Source organism: Pseudomonas antarctica (genome assembly GCF_001647715.1).
GTDB classification, from domain to species: Bacteria; Pseudomonadota; Gammaproteobacteria; order Pseudomonadales; family Pseudomonadaceae; genus Aquipseudomonas; species Aquipseudomonas antarctica_A.
In genome coordinates this window covers 2,226,520-2,247,722 of sequence record NZ_CP015600.1, presented here as the reverse complement: position 1 = coordinate 2,247,722, position 21,203 = coordinate 2,226,520, and the positions used below count along the sequence as shown (strand labels likewise).

The window sequence follows — 21,203 nt, the reverse complement described above, 5'->3', positions numbered from 1 at the left end:
CGACCATGCCCACTTGCAGCCGACTTTCTGTACCGTTTCGCCCGACCCTGCTCGCCCTTTGCTGTTCTCTGAGCCTCACCGCTCATGCTGCATCCCCAGTCACCCCGCAGGATGCGAACAACCGTCAGGACGGCAACACACTGGAATTGGGCGCCACCAACATCAATGCCGAGGCGCCTGCGCCGAACGCCCTGCCCCCGGTTTACGCTGGCGGCCAGGTTGCACGCGGTGGCCAATTGGGAGTGCTGGGCAACCAGGACATCATGGATGTGCCGTTCAGCATGTCCTCCTATACCGAGAAATTGATTCGCGACCAGCAAGCGCAAACCGTCGGCGATGTGTTGCTCAATGATGCGTCCGTGCGCCAGGCATCGGGCTACGCAAACCAGGCCCAGGCCTTCGTGATTCGCGGCTTGCCACTCAATGGCGACGATATTTCGTTCAACGGCTTGTACGGCATCCTGCCGCGCCAGATCATGTCCACCGACGCCCTGGAACGGGTTGAAGTGTTCAAGGGCCCCAATGCCTTTATCAACGGTGTCACGCCCGGCGGCTCAGGCATTGGCGGCGGCGTAAACCTGCAACCCAAGCGCGCCGATGATCTGCCGCTGCGCCGTTTCAGCACGGATATCAGCAGTGATGGGCGGATGGGTGAACACCTCGACATCGGCCAGCGCTTTGGCGAGGACAACCGCTTTGGTGCGCGGGTGAACCTGTCCCAGCGTGAAGGCGATACTGCGGTCGACGATGAGAACCAGCGTTCGAAGCTGTTCTCCGTCGGGCTGGATTACCGCGGTGATGCACTGCGTTTGTCGGGCGACTTTGTTTATCAGAAGCAGCAAGTCAATGGCGGCCGCAATACGGTGTTGCTCGGCAATGGGCTGACCCATATCCCGAACGCCCCGTCCGCCGACACCAACTACGCGCCGAACTGGGGCACCACCAGCCTTGAAGATACCTTCGGCATGTTGCGTGGCGAGTACGACCTCAACGACAACTGGACTGCCTATGTCGCTGGCGGCGCCAAGCACACCAACGAGATCGGGCGTTACTCGTCGGTCACCCTGAACGACGCATTGGGTAATGCCACCGTCAGCGGTTCGAACATCGCTCACCAGGAAGACAACACCAGCCTGATGGCCGGCCTGAACGGCAAGTTCCAGACAGGATCTGTCAGCCACAAATTGAACCTGGGCTTGACCGGCATCTGGACCCAGGCACGCAACGCGTTTGACTTTGCCTCCGGCAGCCAGGCGACCAACCTCTATAATCCAGCCGACGTGGCCGCGCCGGCCAAGGGCGGCTACACCGCCGGCAGTGACCTGAACGACCCTGGCATCACCGCCAAGACATTCGCTCGCAGCGCGGCAGTGTCAGACACCTTGGGGTTCATGGATGACCGCCTGCTGTTCACTGCCGGTCTGCGCCGCCAGGAACTGGTGGTTCAGGGCTATGCATACGGCACAGGCACGCGCACCGCCAACTACGCCAAGGGCATCACCACGCCGGTGTATGGCCTGGTATTCAAACCCTGGGACCACGTGTCGTTCTATGCCAACCACATCGAAGGCCTGGCTTCCGGGCCGACTGCACCGACCACGTTCGGCAACGCCACCGTGACCAACGCCAACCAAACCTTAGCACCGGCTCGTTCGAAACAGACCGAGGCCGGCGTCAAGCTTGATATGGGCACCTACGGGGCGACCTTGGGTGTCTACCGAATCGAGCAACCGACTCAGGGCTACTCTCAACTGAACGCAGATCAAAGCGCGACCTTTGTGTTCCAGGGCGAGCAAGTCAACAAGGGCGTAGAACTGAGCGTCTTCGGTGAGCCGGTCAGCGGCCTGCGCCTGCTGGGCGGCGCGACCGTTATTCACACTGAAGTCAACGGCACGCAAAACGGCGCCAACGACGGCAACCGTGCCATCGGCGTGCCGACGTTCCAGCTCAACGCCGGCGTGGACTGGGATGTGCCCGGCCTGCAAGGCGTGACCGTGAACGGACGTATGTTGCGCACCGGCGGCCAGTACGCCGATGCGGCCAACAACCTGAGCCTGCCGACCTGGAACCGCTTCGACGTGGGGGCTCGCTACAACTTCAAGGTGGCCCAGCGCGATGTGACGGTGGGCGCCACCGTGGAAAACGTAGCGAATACCAAGTATTGGGAGTCGGCGTTGGGCGGCTATCTGACCCAAGGTGATCCGCGAGTAGCCAAGTTATCGGCGACGGTTGATTTCTAAAACCGTTACAACCGGGTGGGCCAGCGGATTGGCGCATCGCTGACCCACCACCCGATACAGGTGCAATTGATGACTACCCACATCGACCTGAAAAAAAACCGGTCACCCGGCCAATCACCACGGTTCACGAAGACTGATTGCAACGAAGGCGGGCATCCTCGAGATGCCCGTTTGGGTCAGGCGCGACGGGCCTGGCCGAGATAGGTTTCGATGTTGCTCATTTGCTCATCCCAGCCACGGGAATTCATCTTGAACGCTTTCTGGCGTCGGGCCTCGGGCACCGCGTCAAAGCCTGATTCGACCACCCGCAGCAGGATGCCGGGCGCGCGATCCTCGATGGTGAATTCGACCAGGGTCGGCGTTTCCTTGTCGTAGGGCACGTCCTTCTCCACCGCGTAAGGATGCCACCAGAAAGAGAACAGGGTTTGTGGCAGGACGCGTTCGATCCTGGCCTTCCACACGACATGTTCGTAGCCAGGGTAGGTTATCGGCGCCTCGATGGTTTCCCCAGCGGCAAAGGTTTTACCCTTGAGGGCGATGCCGAACCAGCTGCCGAACTGCTCGGCATCGGTGAGTGCTTCCCAGACCTGTTTGCGTGAAGCGTTGAGCAGGACCTTTCGTTCGATGCGATCTAATACGTGCATAAGTCACCTCCTCCATTGACAGTAGGCGACATCGACCAATGCGCAACCTTGGGTTGTGCGCGATGATGATGACCCTATCCTTGATCCGACAATACGTTTATGACTGACCCGTTGAATGGAAGTTGCTTCTGCAAAGCAGTGCGCTATCAAATTGACAGCCTGGATATGCCCATCAGCCACTGCCATTGCGACAGCTGCCGTAAGGTGCATGCAGCCGCTTTTGTGACCACAGCCGGGGTGATGCGTGAGCACTTTCGCTGGACGCAGGGTGAAGAACTGCTGTCGGCTTTTGAGTCATCGCCGGGCAAACTCAGGCATTTCTGCTCGCGCTGCGGCTCACACCTGGTGGCAGAGCGCGGGCATCAGCCCCATGTGATTGTGCGGGTGGCGACACTGGATGATGATCCGGGCGTCCGGCCCACCTCGCACATCTGGACAGCCCATGATGTGCCCTGGCTGGCTTATGAAAGCCTGGAACAATGGGACGAGTGGAAGGCCTGACTTAGACGTGCGGGTCACCTGGCGCTTTGGCCGGCGTCGCATATTGCGGCTTCAGGTGGCCTTCTTGATCGAGCAGCCAGGCATCCATGATTTGCCGCACCACAGGGCCTGCCACGCGGCCACCGGCCTCGCCGTTCTCAATCATCACCGAGATCACGATTTTCGGGTGTTCAGCCGGCGCGAAGCCAACGAACAGGGCGTTGTCACGATGGCGCTCAAGGGTCTTGTTACGGTTGTAGCGCTCACCTTGCTTGATTGCCACCACCTGCGCGGTACCACTCTTGCCGGCAATCCGGTATTGGGCGCCAAGCGCCGCCGCACGAGCGATACCACGCGGGTCGTGCATCACCAGTTGCATGCCGTGGTTGACCTGTTCCCAATCACGCGGATCTTTCAGAACCACGTTAGGCATCGGGTTTTCGTCCACGGGCGGCACGCCATTGATGGTCTTGGCCAAGTGCGGCCGGTTCCATACACCTTTGTTGGCGATCAACGCAGTGGCCTGCGCCAGTTGCAACGGCGTGACCTGCATGTAACCCTGGCCAATGCCGAGGATTACGGTTTCGCCCGGGAACCAGGGTTGACGCCGTGTCGCACGCTTCCAGGCCTGGGAAGGCATCAAGCCGGCCGACTCTTCGAACATATCCAGTGAGACTTTTTGACCCAGACCGAATTCGGCCAGGTAGTCGTGCAGGCGGTCAATCCCCAGTTTGTGGGCCAGGTCGTAAAAGTAGGTGTCATTGGAGCGCATGATGGCCGCGTCCATGTCCACCCAGCCATCGCCGCTGTGGTTCCAGTTGCGGTATTTGTGGTCAAAATCGGGCAACTGGTAGTAACCGGGGTCGAACACTCGTGTTTGCGCGGTCACCACACCACTGTCTAGACCCGCGATGGCCACTTCCGGTTTGATCGTCGAACCGGGCGCGTAAAGCCCGCGCAGTACGCGGTTGAACAGCGGCCGATCGATGGAGTCGTGCAGCGCAGCGTATTCCTTGAAGCTGATGCCGGTGACGAACAGGTTCGGGTCAAAGCTCGGCTTGCTGACCATGGCCAGCACTTCGCCGGTTTGCGGGTCAAGGGCGACGACCGAACCACGGCGATCGCCCAAGGCTTCTTCGGCGGCTTCCTGGAGTTTGACATCGAGGCTCAGGACGATGTTTTTGCCGGGGATCGGATCGGTGTGCTTGAGCACGCGTAATACGCGGCCCTGGGCATTGGTCTCGACCTCTTCATAGCCGACATGGCCGTGCAGTTCGGACTCGTAGAAGCGCTCGATACCGGTCTTGCCGATAGACTGGGTGCCACGGTACTCCACCGAATCGAGCGCCTTGGATTCTTTTTCATTGATCCGGCCGACGTAGCCAATCGAATGGGCGAAATGCGCACCCAGCGGATAATGACGCACGAATTGCGGCTCGACGTCGACACCGGGCAGGCGGAACTCGTTAACAGCCAATACGGCGATCTGTTCTTCGGTCAATTCGTAGAACAACGTAACGGGCACGAAAGGATGGCGGGCCTGCTTCAGCGCTTTGTCGAACACCGCGCGATCTTCTGCCGGCAAATGCAGCAGGTTGACGATGGCGTCCAATTCGCCCTTAAGGTCAGTGGTGCGCTCGCGAGTGATAATTAGGTTATAGCTGGGGCGGTTGTCAGCCAGAACCACGCCATTACGGTCATAAATCAGGCCGCGAGTTGGCGTAATCGGCAATACGTGGACGCGGTTGTTTTCAGAAATCGTCGAGTGGTAGTCGTACTGCACAACCTGCAGGAAATACATGCGCCCGACCAGGGCGCAAGTAATGCCAATTACCAACAGCGCGCAGGCGAACAAACGCTTGTTGACCAGACGGTTTTCTTTTTCGTGATCCTTGATCGGTATCGGTTCAGGCATTTCTACAGCATCTCGTTGAAGAAGGTCGACGCCGCGTCCTGCGGATGACAGATCAATCCTTGTGAAAATGTGCTGCACCATACCAAAAATGCAGAAACACTTTGCATCGATTTCCCCAACGGCATGCTGTTTTGTCAGGAGAGTACAGATTTTGGCTCCAGAAAGGCCTCCAAACCGAAAGTGCCATACTCACGGCCGATGCCTGATTGTTTAAAGCCACCAAAGGGCGCACGGGGCTCGTGGGCCAGGGTGTTGATTAACACGCGACCGGCATCGATGCGAGCAGCCAACGCGTGAGCCCTCGGCAGATCGGATGACAGAATGTAAGCCTGGAGACCGTAGGGCGTGTCATTTGCAATCGCCAGCGCGTCCTCCTCGTCGCTGTAAGTGATGATCGATAGGACAGGACCGAAAATCTCCTCACGGGCAATGGTCATCTGGTTTGTGACACGACTGAATACGGTGGGCCTGACAAACCAGCCGGCACCGAGGTCATCAGGCAAACCAAGACCGCCCGCCAGTAAATGCGCGCCCTCTTCGATGCCGATCTGAATATATCGCTGAACCCGCTGCCACTGCTTGAGACTGACCATCGGGCCGATACTCGTGTCGCTGTCATTGGGGTCGCCCGCTCGGATAGCGACCATTTCCTCGACGATCAGCGCTTCTACTTCAGCCACGCGGTGGGCAGGCACAAGCATGCGGGTACCGGCAATACACGCCTGGCCACTGTTCATGAATCCGGCTTGAAGTGCCATGGGTATGGCCTTTTTCAGATCGGCATCATCGAGTATCAATACCGGCGACTTACCACCCAACTCCAGTGTGATGCGCTTCAGCGTTTGCGCCCCAGCCATCAGGATCTGTTTGCCTACAGAGGTAGAGCCAGTGAATGAGACTTTGGCAATGTCGGGGTGCGCACTCAGCACGGTGCCTACGGTTTCACCACGCCCGGTGACAATATTGAATACACCGGGTGGCAAGCCTGCCTCGTGCAGAGCGCGCGTGACAATAGATGTCTGGATGGCGCTCATTTCACTCGGCTTGATCACTGTTGTACAACCGGCCGCCAATGCTGCGGCCAGCTTGCCGCAGATGAAGCCGGCGTTACTGTTCCAAGGGGTGATGAGCCCGGCAACACCCAGTGGCTGCATCGTCACATCAGCGATGCCGATGCGTCGCGTGAAGTCGTAGTCAGCAAGCACGGCCGCCGCGTCCAGAAGCACACTTGCTGCATGCTTGGCCATCCACCGTGCACGGGATACCGGGGCGCCGTACTCCTCGATGATGGCGCCTGTAAGTTCCGTCTCTATGGCTGCGACCGCGGCATGCATACACTTCAGATAATCGACACGCGCGGATTTTGTCGTGCGTGAAAACTCGGGAAATGCCTGTTTTGCGGCGCTGACCGCGTTGTTTGCATCTTGCTCATCAGCCAGGCGAACCTGACCAATACACTGGGCGGTCGCTGGGTTGAACAGGTCAAAAAGTTCTTCGCCGTGGGGCGTAACAAATTGGCCATTGATGTAGATCTGGTCGACCTGATGCATGAAGCCTCCGAGGGCACTCAGTTGGTATGCCTTACGGTAAGCCACTATGATTGACCTGATAATCCGCACAACGCCGCATGACTTGATGAGCGATCCAGGACAATGAACACATCCGGACTGAATGAACTGGAAGCGGTGCTGGCCGTTGCGCGACATCGCAGTTTCAGGGCAGCGGCGACCGAGCTGAATGTATCGACATCAGCGCTCAGCCACTCAATCGCCACACTTGAAGCGCGGATGGGCGTTCGACTGTTTCATCGTACGACGCGAAGTGTGTCGCTGACAGAAATAGGGACAGAGTTTGTCAGCACGATCACACCCGCCCTTTCGACTATCCGTGTGGCGCTTGAACAAGCGGGCAATAGTCAGGCGGCGCCGAGTGGCACATTACGGCTTAATACTTCAGCAGGTGCCGCCAAGCAGGTAATGCCGCTGCTGCTGGAGTACATGCGGCGTTATCCGCTGATGAACGTGGATATCGTCACTGAAGGTCGGCTGGTGGATATTGTGGCTCAAGGGTTTGACGCGGGCATTCGTCTTGGCGATAGCGTTCCACAAGACATGATCGCGATTGATATCAGCCCGCCTCAGAGGTTTGCCGTATTGGGTAGCCCAGCCTACTTTGCCAGGCACCCTGCCCCTTTGAACCCTTTGGATCTAAGCGCTCATGAATGTATCCGGAGCCGGATGCCAAGTGGCTCAATCTATCGCTGGGAGTTTGAGCGCCACGGCGAAACCATTGCAGTTGACGTACGAGGCGCGCTGACACTTGATAATCCAACGTTGATGCTTCAGGCAGCCAGAGCTGGAATGGGATTGACGTATCTAACGGAATGGAATGCCTCTGTAGACCTGGCGAAGGGGACGTTGGTGCGGGCGCTCGAAGAATGGACACCCCCTTTCGACGCTTTACGCCTCTACTACTCGGGAAGACGCCATATACCGGCCGGTCTGAGAGCACTAATTGAGCTGATCAAGCAGCAAGGATTTTAGGAAAAGCCGTAGCGCTTCACTTTTCGACCGCCCAAAACAAAACCCCTGTCTGCGTTAGCAAACAGGGGTTCTGGAATTTAATCTTGACGATGACCTACTCTCACATGGGGAAACCCCACACTACCATCGGCGATGCATCGTTTCACTGCTGAGTTCGGGATGGGATCAGGTGGTTCCAATGCTCTATGGTCGTCAAGAAATTCGGGTACTGAGTCGTGACCAGATGGCCTCGCTTCAGCAAATTGGGTATGTGACAGCTTTCGGTGTTTTGTGAGATTCGAACTTTCGGTTCTATCGTCTTCACACACCGCAATCTGGTCTCTTTCGCTTTTCAGCTCGGAGCATGCAAATTGCTTGGGTGTTATATGGTCAAGCCTCACGGGCAATTAGTATTGGTTAGCTCAACGCCTCACAGCGCTTACACACCCAACCTATCAACGTCGTAGTCTTCGACGGCCCTTCAGGGGACTCAAGGTCCCAGTGAGATCTCATCTTGAGGCTAGTTTCCCGCTTAGATGCTTTCAGCGGTTATCTATTCCGAACATAGCTACCCGGCAATGCCACTGGCGTGACAACCGGAACACCAGAGGTTCGTCCACTCCGGTCCTCTCGTACTAGGAGCAGCCCCTCTCAAATCTCAAACGTCCACGGCAGATAGGGACCGAACTGTCTCACGACGTTCTAAACCCAGCTCGCGTACCACTTTAAATGGCGAACAGCCATACCCTTGGGACCGGCTTCAGCCCCAGGATGTGATGAGCCGACATCGAGGTGCCAAACACCGCCGTCGATATGAACTCTTGGGCGGTATCAGCCTGTTATCCCCGGAGTACCTTTTATCCGTTGAGCGATGGCCCTTCCATACAGAACCACCGGATCACTAAGACCTACTTTCGTACCTGCTCGACGTGTCTGTCTCGCAGTCAAGCGCGCTTTTGCCTTTATACTCTACGACCGATTTCCGACCGGTCTGAGCGCACCTTCGTACTCCTCCGTTACTCTTTAGGAGGAGACCGCCCCAGTCAAACTACCCACCATACACTGTCCTCGATCCGGATAACGGACCTGAGTTAGAACCTCAAAGTTGCCAGGGTGGTATTTCAAGGTTGGCTCCACGCGAACTGGCGTCCACGCTTCAAAGCCTCCCACCTATCCTACACAAGCAAATTCAAAGTCCAGTGCAAAGCTATAGTAAAGGTTCACGGGGTCTTTCCGTCTAGCCGCGGATACACTGCATCTTCACAGCGATTTCAATTTCACTGAGTCTCGGGTGGAGACAGCGCCGCCATCGTTACGCCATTCGTGCAGGTCGGAACTTACCCGACAAGGAATTTCGCTACCTTAGGACCGTTATAGTTACGGCCGCCGTTTACCGGGGCTTCGATCAAGAGCTTCGCGTTAGCTAACCCCATCAATTAACCTTCCGGCACCGGGCAGGCGTCACACCCTATACGTCCACTTTCGTGTTTGCAGAGTGCTGTGTTTTTAATAAACAGTCGCAGCGGCCTGGTATCTTCGACCGGCATGAGCTTACGGAGCAAGTCCTTCACCCTCACCGGCGCACCTTCTCCCGAAGTTACGGTGCCATTTTGCCTAGTTCCTTCACCCGAGTTCTCTCAAGCGCCTTGGTATTCTCTACCCAACCACCTGTGTCGGTTTGGGGTACGGTTCCTGGTTACCTGAAGCTTAGAAGCTTTTCTTGGAAGCATGGCATCAACCACTTCGTCATCTAAAAGATGACTCGTCATCAGCTCTCGGCCTTAGAATCCCGGATTTACCTAAGATTCCAGCCTACCACCTTAAACTTGGACAACCAACGCCAAGCTGGCCTAGCCTTCTCCGTCCCTCCATCGCAATAACCAGAAGTACAGGAATATTAACCTGTTTTCCATCGACTACGCTTTTCAGCCTCGCCTTAGGGACCGACTAACCCTGCGTCGATTAACGTTGCGCAGGAAACCTTGGTCTTTCGGCGTGGGTGTTTTTCACACCCATTGTCGTTACTCATGTCAGCATTCGCACTTCTGATACCTCCAGCAAGCTTCTCAACTCACCTTCACAGGCTTACAGAACGCTCCTCTACCGCATCACTTACGTGATACCCGTAGCTTCGGTGTATGGTTTGAGCCCCGTTACATCTTCCGCGCAGGCCGACTCGACTAGTGAGCTATTACGCTTTCTTTAAAGGGTGGCTGCTTCTAAGCCAACCTCCTAGCTGTCTAAGCCTTCCCACATCGTTTCCCACTTAACCATAACTTTGGGACCTTAGCTGACGGTCTGGGTTGTTTCCCTTTTCACGACGGACGTTAGCACCCGCCGTGTGTCTCCCATGCTCGGCACTTGTAGGTATTCGGAGTTTGCATCGGTTTGGTAAGTCGGGATGACCCCCTAGCCGAAACAGTGCTCTACCCCCTACAGTGATACATGAGGCGCTACCTAAATAGCTTTCGAGGAGAACCAGCTATCTCCGAGCTTGATTAGCCTTTCACTCCGATCCACAGGTCATCCGCTAACTTTTCAACGGTAGTCGGTTCGGTCCTCCAGTTAGTGTTACCCAACCTTCAACCTGCCCATGGATAGATCGCCCGGTTTCGGGTCTATTCCCAGCGACTAGACGCCCTATTAAGACTCGCTTTCGCTACGCCTCCCCTATTCGGTTAAGCTCGCCACTGAAAATAAGTCGCTGACCCATTATACAAAAGGTACGCAGTCACCCAACAAAGTGGGCTCCCACTGCTTGTACGCATACGGTTTCAGGATCTATTTCACTCCCCTCTCCGGGGTTCTTTTCGCCTTTCCCTCACGGTACTAGTTCACTATCGGTCAGTCAGTAGTATTTAGCCTTGGAGGATGGTCCCCCCATATTCAGACAAAGTTTCTCGTGCTCCGTCCTACTCGATTTCATGACTAAGAGATTTTCGCGTACAGGGCTATCACCCACTATGGCCGCACTTTCCAGAGCGTTCCGCTAATCTCAAAGCCACTTAAGGGCTAGTCCCCGTTCGCTCGCCACTACTAAGGGAATCTCGGTTGATTTCTTTTCCTCAGGGTACTTAGATGTTTCAGTTCCCCTGGTTCGCTCCATACACCTATGTATTCAGTGTAAGGTAACCATCTTATGATGGCTGGGTTCCCCCATTCAGACATCTCCGGATCAAAGTCTGTTTGCCGACTCCCCGAAGCTTTTCGCAGGCTACCACGTCTTTCATCGCCTCTGACTGCCAAGGCATCCACCGTATGCGCTTCTTCACTTGACCATATAACCCCAAGCAATCTGGTTATACTGTGAAGACAACATTCGCCGAAAATTCGATAATACTCAATTACGAGTAACTCACAAATTTTACCTTAGCCTGATCCGTTACCAGTGAAAGTAACGTTCAGTCTATCTTTCTATCACATACCCAAATTTTTAAAGAACGATCTAATCAAAGACTAGAAATCAACATTCACCACCTTAACGATGGAATGCTCATTTCTAAGCTTTCAAAACTTCAGAAGCAGTAGTGGTGGAGCCAAACGGGATCGAACCGTTGACCTCCTGCGTGCAAGGCAGGCGCTCTCCCAGCTGAGCTATGGCCCCGTATTTCTACAGGCGTTTCCCACACAAAATTGGTGGGTCTGGGCAGATTCGAACTGCCGACCTCACCCTTATCAGGGGTGCGCTCTAACCAACTGAGCTACAGACCCAATTTCGGGCTGCTTCTTATCGTCTTCTTCAATGAATCAAGCAATTCGTGTGGGAACTTATGGAGCAGCTGATGTCGTCGATTAAGGAGGTGATCCAGCCGCAGGTTCCCCTACGGCTACCTTGTTACGACTTCACCCCAGTCATGAATCACACCGTGGTAACCGTCCTCCCGAAGGTTAGACTAGCTACTTCTGGTGCAACCCACTCCCATGGTGTGACGGGCGGTGTGTACAAGGCCCGGGAACGTATTCACCGCGACATTCTGATTCGCGATTACTAGCGATTCCGACTTCACGCAGTCGAGTTGCAGACTGCGATCCGGACTACGATCGGTTTTGTGGGATTAGCTCCACCTCGCGGCTTGGCAACCCTCTGTACCGACCATTGTAGCACGTGTGTAGCCCAGGCCGTAAGGGCCATGATGACTTGACGTCATCCCCACCTTCCTCCGGTTTGTCACCGGCAGTCTCCTTAGAGTGCCCACCATTACGTGCTGGTAACTAAGGACAAGGGTTGCGCTCGTTACGGGACTTAACCCAACATCTCACGACACGAGCTGACGACAGCCATGCAGCACCTGTCTCAATGTTCCCGAAGGCACCAATCTATCTCTAGAAAGTTCATTGGATGTCAAGGCCTGGTAAGGTTCTTCGCGTTGCTTCGAATTAAACCACATGCTCCACCGCTTGTGCGGGCCCCCGTCAATTCATTTGAGTTTTAACCTTGCGGCCGTACTCCCCAGGCGGTCAACTTAATGCGTTAGCTGCGCCACTAAGAGCTCAAGGCTCCCAACGGCTAGTTGACATCGTTTACGGCGTGGACTACCAGGGTATCTAATCCTGTTTGCTCCCCACGCTTTCGCACCTCAGTGTCAGTATTAGTCCAGGTGGTCGCCTTCGCCACTGGTGTTCCTTCCTATATCTACGCATTTCACCGCTACACAGGAAATTCCACCACCCTCTACCATACTCTAGTCAGTCAGTTTTGAATGCAGTTCCCAGGTTGAGCCCGGGGATTTCACATCCAACTTAACAAACCACCTACGCGCGCTTTACGCCCAGTAATTCCGATTAACGCTTGCACCCTCTGTATTACCGCGGCTGCTGGCACAGAGTTAGCCGGTGCTTATTCTGTCGGTAACGTCAAAACACCAACGTATTAGGTTAATGCCCTTCCTCCCAACTTAAAGTGCTTTACAATCCGAAGACCTTCTTCACACACGCGGCATGGCTGGATCAGGCTTTCGCCCATTGTCCAATATTCCCCACTGCTGCCTCCCGTAGGAGTCTGGACCGTGTCTCAGTTCCAGTGTGACTGATCATCCTCTCAGACCAGTTACGGATCGTCGCCTTGGTGAGCCATTACCTCACCAACTAGCTAATCCGACCTAGGCTCATCTGATAGCGCAAGGCCCGAAGGTCCCCTGCTTTCTCCCGTAGGACGTATGCGGTATTAGCGTCCGTTTCCGAACGTTATCCCCCACTACCAGGCAGATTCCTAGGCATTACTCACCCGTCCGCCGCTCTCAAGAGAAGCAAGCTTCTCTCTACCGCTCGACTTGCATGTGTTAGGCCTGCCGCCAGCGTTCAATCTGAGCCATGATCAAACTCTTCAGTTCAAACATCTTTGGGTTTTTAAGAAACCCTAAACTTGGCTCAGCAATCGTTGGTTACATCTTTGATTTCTCGCGGAGTAACTTGTGATGCTGATAATCTTGTTGACTATCAGTCTGACTCCACAAGCACCCACACGAATTGCTTGATTCAGTTGTTAAAGAGCGGCTGGTTAAGATCTTTCGTCTCAACCGAGGCGCGCATTCTACAGCAGCCTCATTTGCTGTCAAGTGATTATTTTCAGAAGTTTTCGAAGAATTCTTCAACAACTTCAACCACTTGCGCTTCCGATCTCTCGTTAGCGGGAGGCGAATTCTACAGCGTTACACGCTGCTGTCAACACCTCTTTTTCTCCGCTTTCGACCGAGAGGATCGAAACGTTAATAGAGCCAAACAACACTGCCCTACCAACTCCTTCTGGGCTTCGATGAACTGAAGCAACTCGCTGTCGAACCCTGCGTAACTCTTTGTTTACCAAGGAGTTTTCCGTTTCGACTGCGCCGGAAGTGGGCCGAATTATAGACTTCCAGAATTTGCCGTCAACCCTTAATTTGGATTCTCTATCAAACAGTCGAAAAACCTACAAACCCCTTCTATATAGAGAGCCAAAACGAACAGCTGAGCAATATATTGCTCAAAGCAGGTCAGTTAAGCATCATACGCGTTCTGCTTCTCTACTATGACTTCGGACGAACACCCCCAATGAACACCCCACCGCGCAGCCTGGCCTCGGCATTGTTTCCAGTCGGCCTGCTGTTGATCGCCATGGCTTCCATCCAATCCGGTGCCTCGCTGGCCAAAAGCATGTTCCCCATCGTCGGCGCGCAGGGCACCACCACCCTGCGTCTGATTTTTGCCAGTGTCATCATGCTGCTTCTATTACGTCCATGGCGCGCCAAGCTGACGGCAAAGTCCCTGCGCACTGTCGTCGTCTATGGAATGGCGTTGGGCGGCATGAACTTCCTCTTCTATATGTCCTTGCGCACAGTCCCCCTGGGCATCGCGGTAGCGCTGGAATTCACAGGCCCACTCGCCGTCGCCATCTACGCCTCTCGCAGAGCTGTGGATTTTCTATGGATTGGCCTCGCGATTGCGGGCCTTCTGTTGCTGATCCCAACGGGGGAAGCCAGCAGCGGTATTGATTTGATCGGCGTCGCCTACGCACTGGGCGCAGGTGTCTGCTGGGCACTCTATATTCTGTTTGGTCAGAAGGCCGGCAACGACAACGGTGTGCAAACGGCAGCACTCGGGGTAATGATCGCCGCCTTGTTCGTTGCGCCGATCGGCATCGTGCATGCCGGTAGCGCATTACTGACGCCTGCGCTGATTCCCGTCGCCCTCGGTGTTGCCATTTTATCCACTGCCCTGCCCTATACCCTGGAAATGATCGCTCTCACCCGCCTTCCTGCCCGTACCTTTGGCGCCTTGATGAGCATCGAGCCCGCATTCGGCGCGCTCTCCGGCCTGTTTTTCCTACAAGAATACTTGTCCCTCACGCAATGGATGGCGATCACTTGCATCATTCTGGCCTCCGTCGGCGCCACGCTGACCATGCGCAATGAATCCAAACCGCTGGTACCCGCGGATTGATCCTCATCGAAGGTAGCTCTGGCATTTGCCGCTCATTTAGGCCATGTTTAGGCCGTAAGCAAATGTCTTTCATGGAGAATTTCGACACGGACAGCTGAACGCTACAATCGAGAGCGCGTAAAGCCTGCATCGAGCCTTTTTGCGAAGCGGCTATTAAGGATAGTGATGAAACGAATTTTGATACTGTTAATGGTCGTGGGCATAGCTGGCTGTGCGGCGACCTCCAAGACAGAAGTGAAACGGGGCAAAAAAGGGCTGCATATCAACTGTTCAGGCCTGTCCTCTTCCTGGGACCAGTGCTACACCAGTGCAACCAATTCATGCGGTGCCAAGGGCTACCGGGTTATCGCCAAGTCCGGTGACAACTCCGAAGAGCCGGGGGACTATCCTTTCGGCATCAATCCTGCCGGCTACACCAGCCGCAGCATGATCGTCATCTGTAAATGACCGCCCGAGCAGTCCACGTCCGACTGCTCCCCCCTTCTTAAATTTCGCCCTCAACCCGGCCATTCGCGAAGCCGCGTCTACACTCCTGCTCGACAATCGAGCCAATGGAGTTTCCATGACACACAACAAGAAAATCGTATTGGTAGTGGGTGCCGGTGATGCAACCGGTGGCGCCATTGCCAAGCGCTTTGCCCGTGAAGGTTATGTGGCCTGCGTCACCCGTCGCAGTGCCGACAAGTTGCAGCCCTTGGTGGACAGTATCCAATCGGCGGGTGGCGAAGCTCATGGCTTTGCCTGTGATGCGCGTAAAGAGGAAGACGTGATCGCATTGATCGAACAGATCGAAACCGAACTGGGGCCCATCGAAGCATTCGTCTTTAACATCGGCGCCAACGTGCCTTGCAGCATCCTGGAAGAGACCGCCCGCAAATACTTCAAGATATGGGAGATGGCCTGCTTCTCCGGTTTCCTGAATGCTCGCGAAGTCGCCAAACGTATGGTGACCCGTAACCGAGGCACCATCCTGTTCACCGGCGCCACCGCCGGGCTGCGCGGTGCGGCAGGGTTTGCCGCATTTGCCGGCGCCAAGCACGGCATACGCGCCCTCGCACAAAGCATGGCGAGAGAATTGGGCCCCAGGAATATCCATGTCGCCCATGTGGTGGTTGACGGCGCTATCGACACCGACTTCATTCGCGACAATTTTCCGCAGAAATACGCCCTGAAAGATCAGGACGGCATCCTCAATCCCGAACACATCGCCGACAACTATTGGTACCTGCACAGCCAACCACGCGACGCCTGGACCTTTGAGTTGGACCTGCGCCCCTGGAATGAACCCTGGTAGGCGCGTCTACCGCCCAATAAAGAACAACAATAAGCAGCGAGTATCGACCATGAGTAAAACCCTGGAATTCTTCTTTGACCTCGGCAGCCCGGCCACTTACCTGGCCTACACCCAACTGCCGGCTTTATGCGCCGAAACAGGTACGCAACTGGTCTATCAGCCGATGCTGTTGGGTGGCGTGTTCAAGGCCACTGGCAACGCCTCGCCAATCACCGTGCCAGCCAAAGGTCGTTACATGTTCAATGACCTGGCGCGATACGCCAAACGCTACAACGTGCCGCTCAAGTTCAACCCGCACTTCCCCATCAACACCTTGGTGCTGATGCGAGCCGTTACCGGTATACAACTACGTCAGCCAGAACGCTTCCAGGCCTTCATCGACTGCCTTTTCCGCGCCCTTTGGGTCGAAGGTTGCAACCTGGGCGATCCGGCTGGCGTGGCTGCGGTTCTGACCGAAGCAGGTTTCGACCCTGAGGAAGTGCTGGCCCTGGCCAACGATGAAAGCGTAAAAACAGCCCTCAAGGACAAAACCGAAGAAGCCATTCAGCGCGGCGTTTTCGGGGCGCCCAGCATGTTTGTAGGCAATGACATGTTCTTCGGTCAGGACCGTCTGGAATTTGTACGCGAGGCCCTAAGCTAGACGTTGATAGCCAACCGACCTTGAACGCCGCTTGCGAGCAAATCGCAAGCGGCGCTTACCGATCAAATAGCCGCGGTACGCACCTGCAGCCACTCCAACGCAGCACCGCTGAGCAATGGGCTCAAACGCTCACGCACTTCGGCGTGGTAGGCGTTGAACCACTCGCGTTCGTCCACCGTCAGCAACGATGGCTCCAGGCAACGCGTGTCGATTGGGCACAAGGTCAGCGTTTCAAACTTGAGGAACTCACCAAACTCGGTCTTGCCGGCTTCACGGTTCAATACCAGGTTCTCAATGCGTACACCCCAACGACCTGGGCGATAAGTGCCCGGCTCAATCGAAGTAATCATCCCCGGCTGCATCGCCGTCTGCGGCGCAGTGGCGGCCTGGTAGGCGATCACCTGCGGGCCTTCATGCACATTCAAGAAATAGCCTACGCCGTGACCCGTACCATGGCCGTAGTCCACACCTTCAGCCCAGATCGGCGCACGCGCAATCGAATCCAGCAACGGCGACAGAATGCCCTTGGGGAAGTGTGCACGAGACAGCGCAATCACGCCCTTGAGGACCCGCGTGCAGTCGCGTTTCTGCTCCTCACTCGGCGTGCCGATCGGCACCATCCGCGTGATATCCGTGGTGCCGCCCAGGTACTGGCCGCCCGAGTCAATCAACAGCAAACCATCGCCTTCGATCAGCGCATGCTCTTCTTCAGTGGCGTGGTAATGCGGCATCGCACCGTTGGCATTGAATGCAGCAATGGTGTTGAAACTCAGCGATACATAATCAGGGCGACGGGTGCGTGCTGCCGTCAGGTGTTCATCGATGGTCAGCTCGGTGATGCGCTCGCGGCCCAACGCACTGTCCAACCAAGCGAAGAATTCGCACAACGCCGCACCATCCTGCTCCATGGCCCGGCGGATATGCTCCGCGTCAGCCAGGCTCTTGCGGGATTTGGCCAGCGTAGTCGGGTTCAGCCCCTCGACCAGTTTGACGCCCGCGTCGAGGTTCTCCAGCAACCCGGTGGTTACACGCGCCGGATCAACTTGCAAGCTGGCACCCGACGGCACGGCACGCAGCGCATCCGCCACTTCGCTGTAGTCGCGCAAGGTCACGCCATCCTGCTCCAGTATCGCGCGCAGTTCGGCATCGACCTTGCTCAGCGCGACAAACAAAGTGGCCTGCTGCTGATTGATCAGGGCAAAGGACACGAACACCGGGTTGAACGACACATCACCGCCACGCAGGTTGAACAACCAGGCGATGTCATCCAGGGTGGCGATGAAATGCCAGTCGGCGCCCTTCTCTTTCAGGCTGGCGCGCAGGGCGCTGAGTTTTTCGCCACGGCTGACGGTGGCCTGCGGGGGCAGATGTTGATAGATCGGCTGGGCCGGCAACGCGGGGCGGTCGTGCCAGGCTTCATTCAGCACGTCGATATCGGTACGCAAGCGCGCGCCGCGCTCCGCCAGCTTGCCGCCCAGGGTACGCGCCGAGGCCACGGCCATCACCGCACCATCCACCGCCACCACACCGCCTTCCGGGGTGTGTTCGGCCAGCCATTCCAGGGGGCCGGGCTGGCCCGGTTGCAACTTCACCAGCTCGATACCACTGCCCTTGAGTTCCTTGGTCGCCTGTTCCCAGTAACGGCTGTCGGCCCAAACACCGGCGAAATCTGCGGTGACAATCAACGTCCCTACCGAGCCATAAAAGCCGGACAACCATTGCCGCCCCTGCCAGTAACCCGGCAAGTACTCGGACAAATGCGGGTCGGCCGACGGCACCAACAGGGCGTTGATGCCCTCGCGGCTCATCAGTTCGCGGGTAAGCGCCAGGCGCTGGGGAACGGTTCCATGGGTCAAAGGCTGAGTGCTCATTGTGTCTCCTGCTAACCACTAATAATTGTTATGTACTGCGCATGACAAATCAGACGGCCCAGAACGCCGGTGCACTGGCGAGTGCGGCCTTGATCAATTGCACGGCCTGGTCGATGTCCTGCTCGGTGGTGAACCGACCCAGGCTCAAGCGAATGGTGCGGCCGGCGCTACGTGCGTCATGGCCAAGGGCAAGAAGCACGTGGGACGGCGCATTGCTCGCCGAGTTGCACGCCGAGGTTGCCGAAAAGGCGATGCCTGCGCTCAATGCGGAGGAATTGAATTCACCTTCACTGAACGTGAGGCTGAGCGTATGTGGAATGCGCTGCGTAGGGCTGCCATTGAGGCGCACACCCGCTACCGACTCCAACTGATCCAACAGGCGCTGACGCAAGGCGACGATAGTGGCCTTTTCTGCTGAGAACGACGCTGCCGCCAAAGCGAACGCGGTGCCCATACCCGCAATCTGGTGTGTCGCCAGCGTGCCGGAGCGCAACCCGCCCTCGTGGCCACCGCCGTGAATCTGCGCCAACACTTTCTGCTGGGCACGAGGGCCCACGTACAACGCACCGATGCCCTTGGGGCCGTAAAGCTTGTGCGCGGAAAACGACATCAAATCCACCGGCCACTCAGCCAGGTCGATCGCTACCTTGCCCGCACCTTGCGCCGCATCCACATGCAGCAACGCACCATGCTCACGCACCCGCGCGCCAATGGCGGGGATATCGTTCAGAGTGCCCAACTCATTGTTCACGAGCATCAAGGACACCAGAAAGGTGTCTTCGCGCAGCGCTTCGCTCACCGCTTCGGCGCTGATCAGCCCTTCGGCATCCGGCACCAGGTAGGTCACGGCCACCCCGGCTTCCTGCAGTTGCCGCGCAGTGTCCAGCGTGGCTTTGTGTTCGATCTGGCTGGTGATGACATGCCCACCTGCCACACCACGCGCCTGGGCCACGCCCTTGATCGCGAGGTTGTTGGATTCAGTGGCGCCGGACGTCCAGACGATCTGCTCGGGCTGGGCACCGACCAACTCGGCCACCTGGCGGCGCGACTGTTCAACCGTTTGCCGGGCCGCTTGGCCGAACGCATGGGAACTGGACGCAGGGTTACCAAAGTTGGCATTGAAGCCCAGGCACTCGACCATCACCTGGATGACCCGCTCATCCACCGGCGTGGTGGCGGCGTAGTCGAAATACAACGGACGTTTATTCATGACGTTTAAGACTCGCAGAGCGTATTCCCAAGAGCAGCGTCTCGGGGGCATGGACCGGAACAGAGGTCGTCAGGTTTAACCGATCGAATGCCATTAAAGAAGGACCACTTTATTTAAATGTGCGTAGGAACGCTCCTGAAATTCAGCTTAACAGGCTGAAGTAACCCCATGGCAAACAAAAAGCCCGAGGTTCCTTAAGGGAATCCTCGGGCTTTTTACCGCTCGGCGCGGGCTCAACTGGGACGACCATGCAACACCACACTACGTTCAGCGTTCATTTCAGCCTGGTGATCAAAGCCGAAGGGCTTCTGCGGCTGGCCGGTCAGTGCCGCGCGCTGCTGCTGATACTCATCAAAGGACAGGCCACGACGGCCCAAGGCCTCCAAAGCCAATTGCTTGGTTTCTTCTGCGGTGTAGGGGCGCGATTCTGGTGATGGATGGGTCGCACAACCGGCGAGGACGGAGCTGACAACTATTAAGGAAACAGCCAGAAAATGGTTCATGGTGAAGGCCCTGCGAAGGAGGTTTCGAGTCAATGAACACAGGCTACTCCCGCCCGCGCACGGTGAAAAATCACCGTCCGTGATAGTCGCTATCAACCATTCAGACCCCTTCGATAGGGCGCAAGGCATATTCATTTAAGATCTATAAATATGGAAATACGTTCATTTACGGAATAACCGTAAGCCTCTATAACTGGCTGCACGCCGACTAACACTGTTCGCCACGCAACTGTTGCCCACGCAACAGTCATTCAACAAAACACCAGGCCGACAACAGCAGCTTTTTTCAGCAGTGAGCGCGCAGCCCATGTAAATCAAGGCTTCCAGCCGTTGGTACAGCTCTTGCTCAAGACGTTTCACTTCTCTTGCAATGAACCACTGTTGAAAAAGGAACTGTTCATGACCCGTCCCCTGAATGTCGTTGCCCTCTCCGGCGGAACCTGGCGCCCCTCCCGCACATTGGTGCTGACCCAAGCCGTGCTGGCCGAACTGGCGAGCCTGCTGCCGATCCAGACCACACTGATCGAACTGGGCGACATCGCCCGGCCATTGGGCGGTGCCATGTCGCGTGATGAACTGCCGGCCGAGGTCGAATCCCAACTGTTGGCCATCGAACAAGCCGACCTGCTGATCGTCGCCGCACCGGTCTATCGCGGCTCCTACCCTGGCCTGCTCAAACACCTGTTCGATCTGGTCGGCCTGAACGCGTTGATCAACACACCGGTGTTGCTCGCGGCCACCGGCGGTAGCGAACGCCACGCACTGGTCCTCGAGCACCAACTGCGCCCGCTGTTCAGCTTCTTCCAAGCGCTGACCTTGCCGATCGGCGTGTATGCCACTGAAGCTGATTTCACCGACTACCAAATAACCAGCGAGCCCTTGAAGGGCCGCATCCGCCTTGCCGCAGAACGCGCAGCGCCACTGTTTGCCGCGCACTCTCCTTCTCTGCTGAAAATCGCTTAAGGATTT

The 21,203-nt window shown here is 56.4% G+C and carries 14 protein-coding genes, 2 tRNA genes and 3 rRNA genes; 8 read left to right on the top strand and 11 right to left on the bottom strand.

What is annotated here, in order from left to right; all coding sequences use genetic code 11:
- Positions 1-5 precede the first annotated feature (5 nt).
- Positions 6-2,240 carry a TonB-dependent receptor gene (locus A7J50_RS10430; RefSeq protein ID WP_064451711.1) on the top strand — a complete coding sequence of 745 codons (2,235 nt, stop codon included), beginning with the start codon at positions 6-8 and terminating at the stop codon, positions 2,238-2,240.
- A 176-nt stretch (positions 2,241-2,416) separates the two neighbouring features.
- Here A7J50_RS10430 and A7J50_RS10425 read toward each other — a convergent pair whose 3' ends face one another.
- The gene (locus A7J50_RS10425) at positions 2,417-2,884 is read right to left on the bottom strand and encodes an SRPBCC family protein (protein ID WP_064451710.1); all 468 of its coding nucleotides are present in this window, start codon (positions 2,882-2,884) and stop codon (positions 2,417-2,419) included.
- Positions 2,885-2,983: 99 nt separating this feature from the next.
- Here A7J50_RS10425 and A7J50_RS10420 point away from each other — a divergent pair, with 99 nt between their 5' ends.
- Positions 2,984-3,385 carry a GFA family protein gene (locus A7J50_RS10420; protein WP_064451709.1) on the top strand — a complete coding sequence of 134 codons (402 nt, stop codon included), beginning with the start codon at positions 2,984-2,986 and terminating at the stop codon, positions 3,383-3,385.
- A gap of 1 nt (position 3,386) precedes the next feature.
- Here the strand turns inward: A7J50_RS10420 and mrdA are convergent, their stop codons facing one another.
- Positions 3,387-5,279, bottom strand: a complete 1,893-nt coding sequence (gene mrdA / locus A7J50_RS10415) for a penicillin-binding protein 2 (protein WP_064451708.1) — start codon at positions 5,277-5,279, stop codon at positions 3,387-3,389.
- 134 nt (positions 5,280-5,413) lie between these two features.
- A complete protein-coding gene (locus A7J50_RS10410; RefSeq protein ID WP_064454897.1) occupies positions 5,414-6,829 on the bottom strand; it encodes an aldehyde dehydrogenase family protein in 1,416 nt (471 codons plus the stop codon).
- A 102-nt stretch (positions 6,830-6,931) separates the two neighbouring features.
- Between A7J50_RS10410 and A7J50_RS10405 the strand changes: the two genes are divergently transcribed.
- A complete protein-coding gene (locus tag A7J50_RS10405; protein ID WP_064451707.1) occupies positions 6,932-7,822 on the top strand; it encodes a LysR family transcriptional regulator in 891 nt (296 codons plus the stop codon).
- 81 nt (positions 7,823-7,903) lie between these two features.
- Here the strand turns inward: A7J50_RS10405 and rrf are convergent.
- From rrf to A7J50_RS10380, 5 genes are all read right to left on the bottom strand, one after another.
- Positions 7,904-8,019, bottom strand: a 5S ribosomal RNA gene (gene rrf, locus A7J50_RS10400).
- A 168-nt stretch (positions 8,020-8,187) separates the two neighbouring features.
- A 23S ribosomal RNA gene (locus A7J50_RS10395) occupies positions 8,188-11,079 on the bottom strand.
- A gap of 250 nt (positions 11,080-11,329) precedes the next feature.
- A tRNA-Ala gene (locus A7J50_RS10390) sits at positions 11,330-11,405 on the bottom strand.
- A gap of 30 nt (positions 11,406-11,435) precedes the next feature.
- Positions 11,436-11,512, bottom strand: a tRNA-Ile gene (locus tag A7J50_RS10385).
- Positions 11,513-11,594: 82 nt separating this feature from the next.
- Positions 11,595-13,131, bottom strand: a 16S ribosomal RNA gene (locus A7J50_RS10380).
- Together the 16S, 23S and 5S rRNA genes with 2 tRNA genes alongside form the textbook arrangement of a ribosomal RNA operon.
- Before the next feature lie 697 nt (positions 13,132-13,828).
- On the opposite strand from A7J50_RS10380, the gene rhtA reads away from it, so the two are divergent.
- From rhtA to A7J50_RS10360, 4 genes are all read left to right on the top strand, one after another.
- Positions 13,829-14,716 carry a threonine/homoserine exporter RhtA gene (gene rhtA, locus A7J50_RS10375; protein ID WP_064451706.1) on the top strand — a complete coding sequence of 296 codons (888 nt, stop codon included), beginning with the start codon at positions 13,829-13,831 and terminating at the stop codon, positions 14,714-14,716.
- A 165-nt stretch (positions 14,717-14,881) separates the two neighbouring features.
- Positions 14,882-15,163, top strand: a complete 282-nt coding sequence (locus A7J50_RS10370) for a hypothetical protein (RefSeq protein WP_064451705.1) — start codon at positions 14,882-14,884, stop codon at positions 15,161-15,163.
- A gap of 115 nt (positions 15,164-15,278) precedes the next feature.
- Positions 15,279-16,010: an SDR family oxidoreductase gene (locus A7J50_RS10365; RefSeq protein WP_064451704.1), complete on the top strand. Its 732-nt coding sequence runs from the start codon at positions 15,279-15,281 to the stop codon at positions 16,008-16,010.
- 49 nt (positions 16,011-16,059) lie between these two features.
- Positions 16,060-16,650 carry a 2-hydroxychromene-2-carboxylate isomerase gene (locus A7J50_RS10360; protein ID WP_064451703.1) on the top strand — a complete coding sequence of 197 codons (591 nt, stop codon included), beginning with the start codon at positions 16,060-16,062 and terminating at the stop codon, positions 16,648-16,650.
- 62 nt (positions 16,651-16,712) lie between these two features.
- Here A7J50_RS10360 and A7J50_RS10355 read toward each other — a convergent pair whose 3' ends face one another.
- The 3 genes from A7J50_RS10355 to A7J50_RS10345 all read right to left on the bottom strand — a co-directional run bounded on the left by A7J50_RS10355 (position 16,713) and on the right by A7J50_RS10345 (position 20,234).
- Positions 16,713-18,521 carry an aminopeptidase P family protein gene (locus A7J50_RS10355; protein WP_064451702.1) on the bottom strand — a complete coding sequence of 603 codons (1,809 nt, stop codon included), beginning with the start codon at positions 18,519-18,521 and terminating at the stop codon, positions 16,713-16,715.
- 49 nt (positions 18,522-18,570) lie between these two features.
- Entirely contained in the window at positions 18,571-19,731 is a 1,161-nt protein-coding gene (locus tag A7J50_RS10350) for a cysteine desulfurase family protein (protein WP_064451701.1), read from the bottom strand.
- 233 nt (positions 19,732-19,964) lie between these two features.
- Positions 19,965-20,234 (bottom strand): hypothetical protein, encoded by a 270-nt coding sequence (locus tag A7J50_RS10345; protein WP_064451700.1) that lies wholly within the window; start codon positions 20,232-20,234, stop codon positions 19,965-19,967.
- 399 nt (positions 20,235-20,633) lie between these two features.
- Between A7J50_RS10345 and msuE the strand changes: the two genes are divergently transcribed.
- Entirely contained in the window at positions 20,634-21,197 is a 564-nt protein-coding gene (msuE, locus tag A7J50_RS10340; protein ID WP_064454896.1) for an FMN reductase, read from the top strand.
- Positions 21,198-21,203: the final 6 nt, after the last annotated feature.

Excerpts from the sequence above, each read along its gene's own strand:
- A7J50_RS10345 (WP_064451700.1), bottom strand. The coding sequence starts at position 20,234 with ATGAACCATTTTCTGGCTGTTTCCTTAATAGTTGTCAGCTCCGTCCTC.
- A7J50_RS10370 (WP_064451705.1), top strand. The coding sequence starts at position 14,882 with ATGAAACGAATTTTGATACTGTTAATGGTCGTGGGCATAGCTGGCTGT.
- rhtA (WP_064451706.1), top strand. The coding sequence starts at position 13,829 with ATGAACACCCCACCGCGCAGCCTGGCCTCGGCATTGTTTCCAGTCGGC.
- A7J50_RS10425 (WP_064451710.1), bottom strand. The coding sequence starts at position 2,884 with ATGCACGTATTAGATCGCATCGAACGAAAGGTCCTGCTCAACGCTTCA.
- msuE (WP_064454896.1), top strand. The coding sequence starts at position 20,634 with ATGACCCGTCCCCTGAATGTCGTTGCCCTCTCCGGCGGAACCTGGCGC.
- A7J50_RS10405 (WP_064451707.1), top strand. The coding sequence starts at position 6,932 with ATGAACACATCCGGACTGAATGAACTGGAAGCGGTGCTGGCCGTTGCG.
- A7J50_RS10420 (WP_064451709.1), top strand. The coding sequence starts at position 2,984 with ATGACTGACCCGTTGAATGGAAGTTGCTTCTGCAAAGCAGTGCGCTAT.
- A7J50_RS10430 (WP_064451711.1), top strand. The coding sequence starts at position 6 with ATGCCCACTTGCAGCCGACTTTCTGTACCGTTTCGCCCGACCCTGCTC.
- A7J50_RS10355 (WP_064451702.1), bottom strand. The coding sequence starts at position 18,521 with ATGAGCACTCAGCCTTTGACCCATGGAACCGTTCCCCAGCGCCTGGCG.
- A7J50_RS10350 (WP_064451701.1), bottom strand. The coding sequence starts at position 19,731 with ATGAATAAACGTCCGTTGTATTTCGACTACGCCGCCACCACGCCGGTG.
- mrdA (WP_064451708.1), bottom strand. The coding sequence starts at position 5,279 with ATGCCTGAACCGATACCGATCAAGGATCACGAAAAAGAAAACCGTCTG.
- A7J50_RS10360 (WP_064451703.1), top strand. The coding sequence starts at position 16,060 with ATGAGTAAAACCCTGGAATTCTTCTTTGACCTCGGCAGCCCGGCCACT.
- A7J50_RS10365 (WP_064451704.1), top strand. The coding sequence starts at position 15,279 with ATGACACACAACAAGAAAATCGTATTGGTAGTGGGTGCCGGTGATGCA.
- A7J50_RS10410 (WP_064454897.1), bottom strand. The coding sequence starts at position 6,829 with ATGCATCAGGTCGACCAGATCTACATCAATGGCCAATTTGTTACGCCC.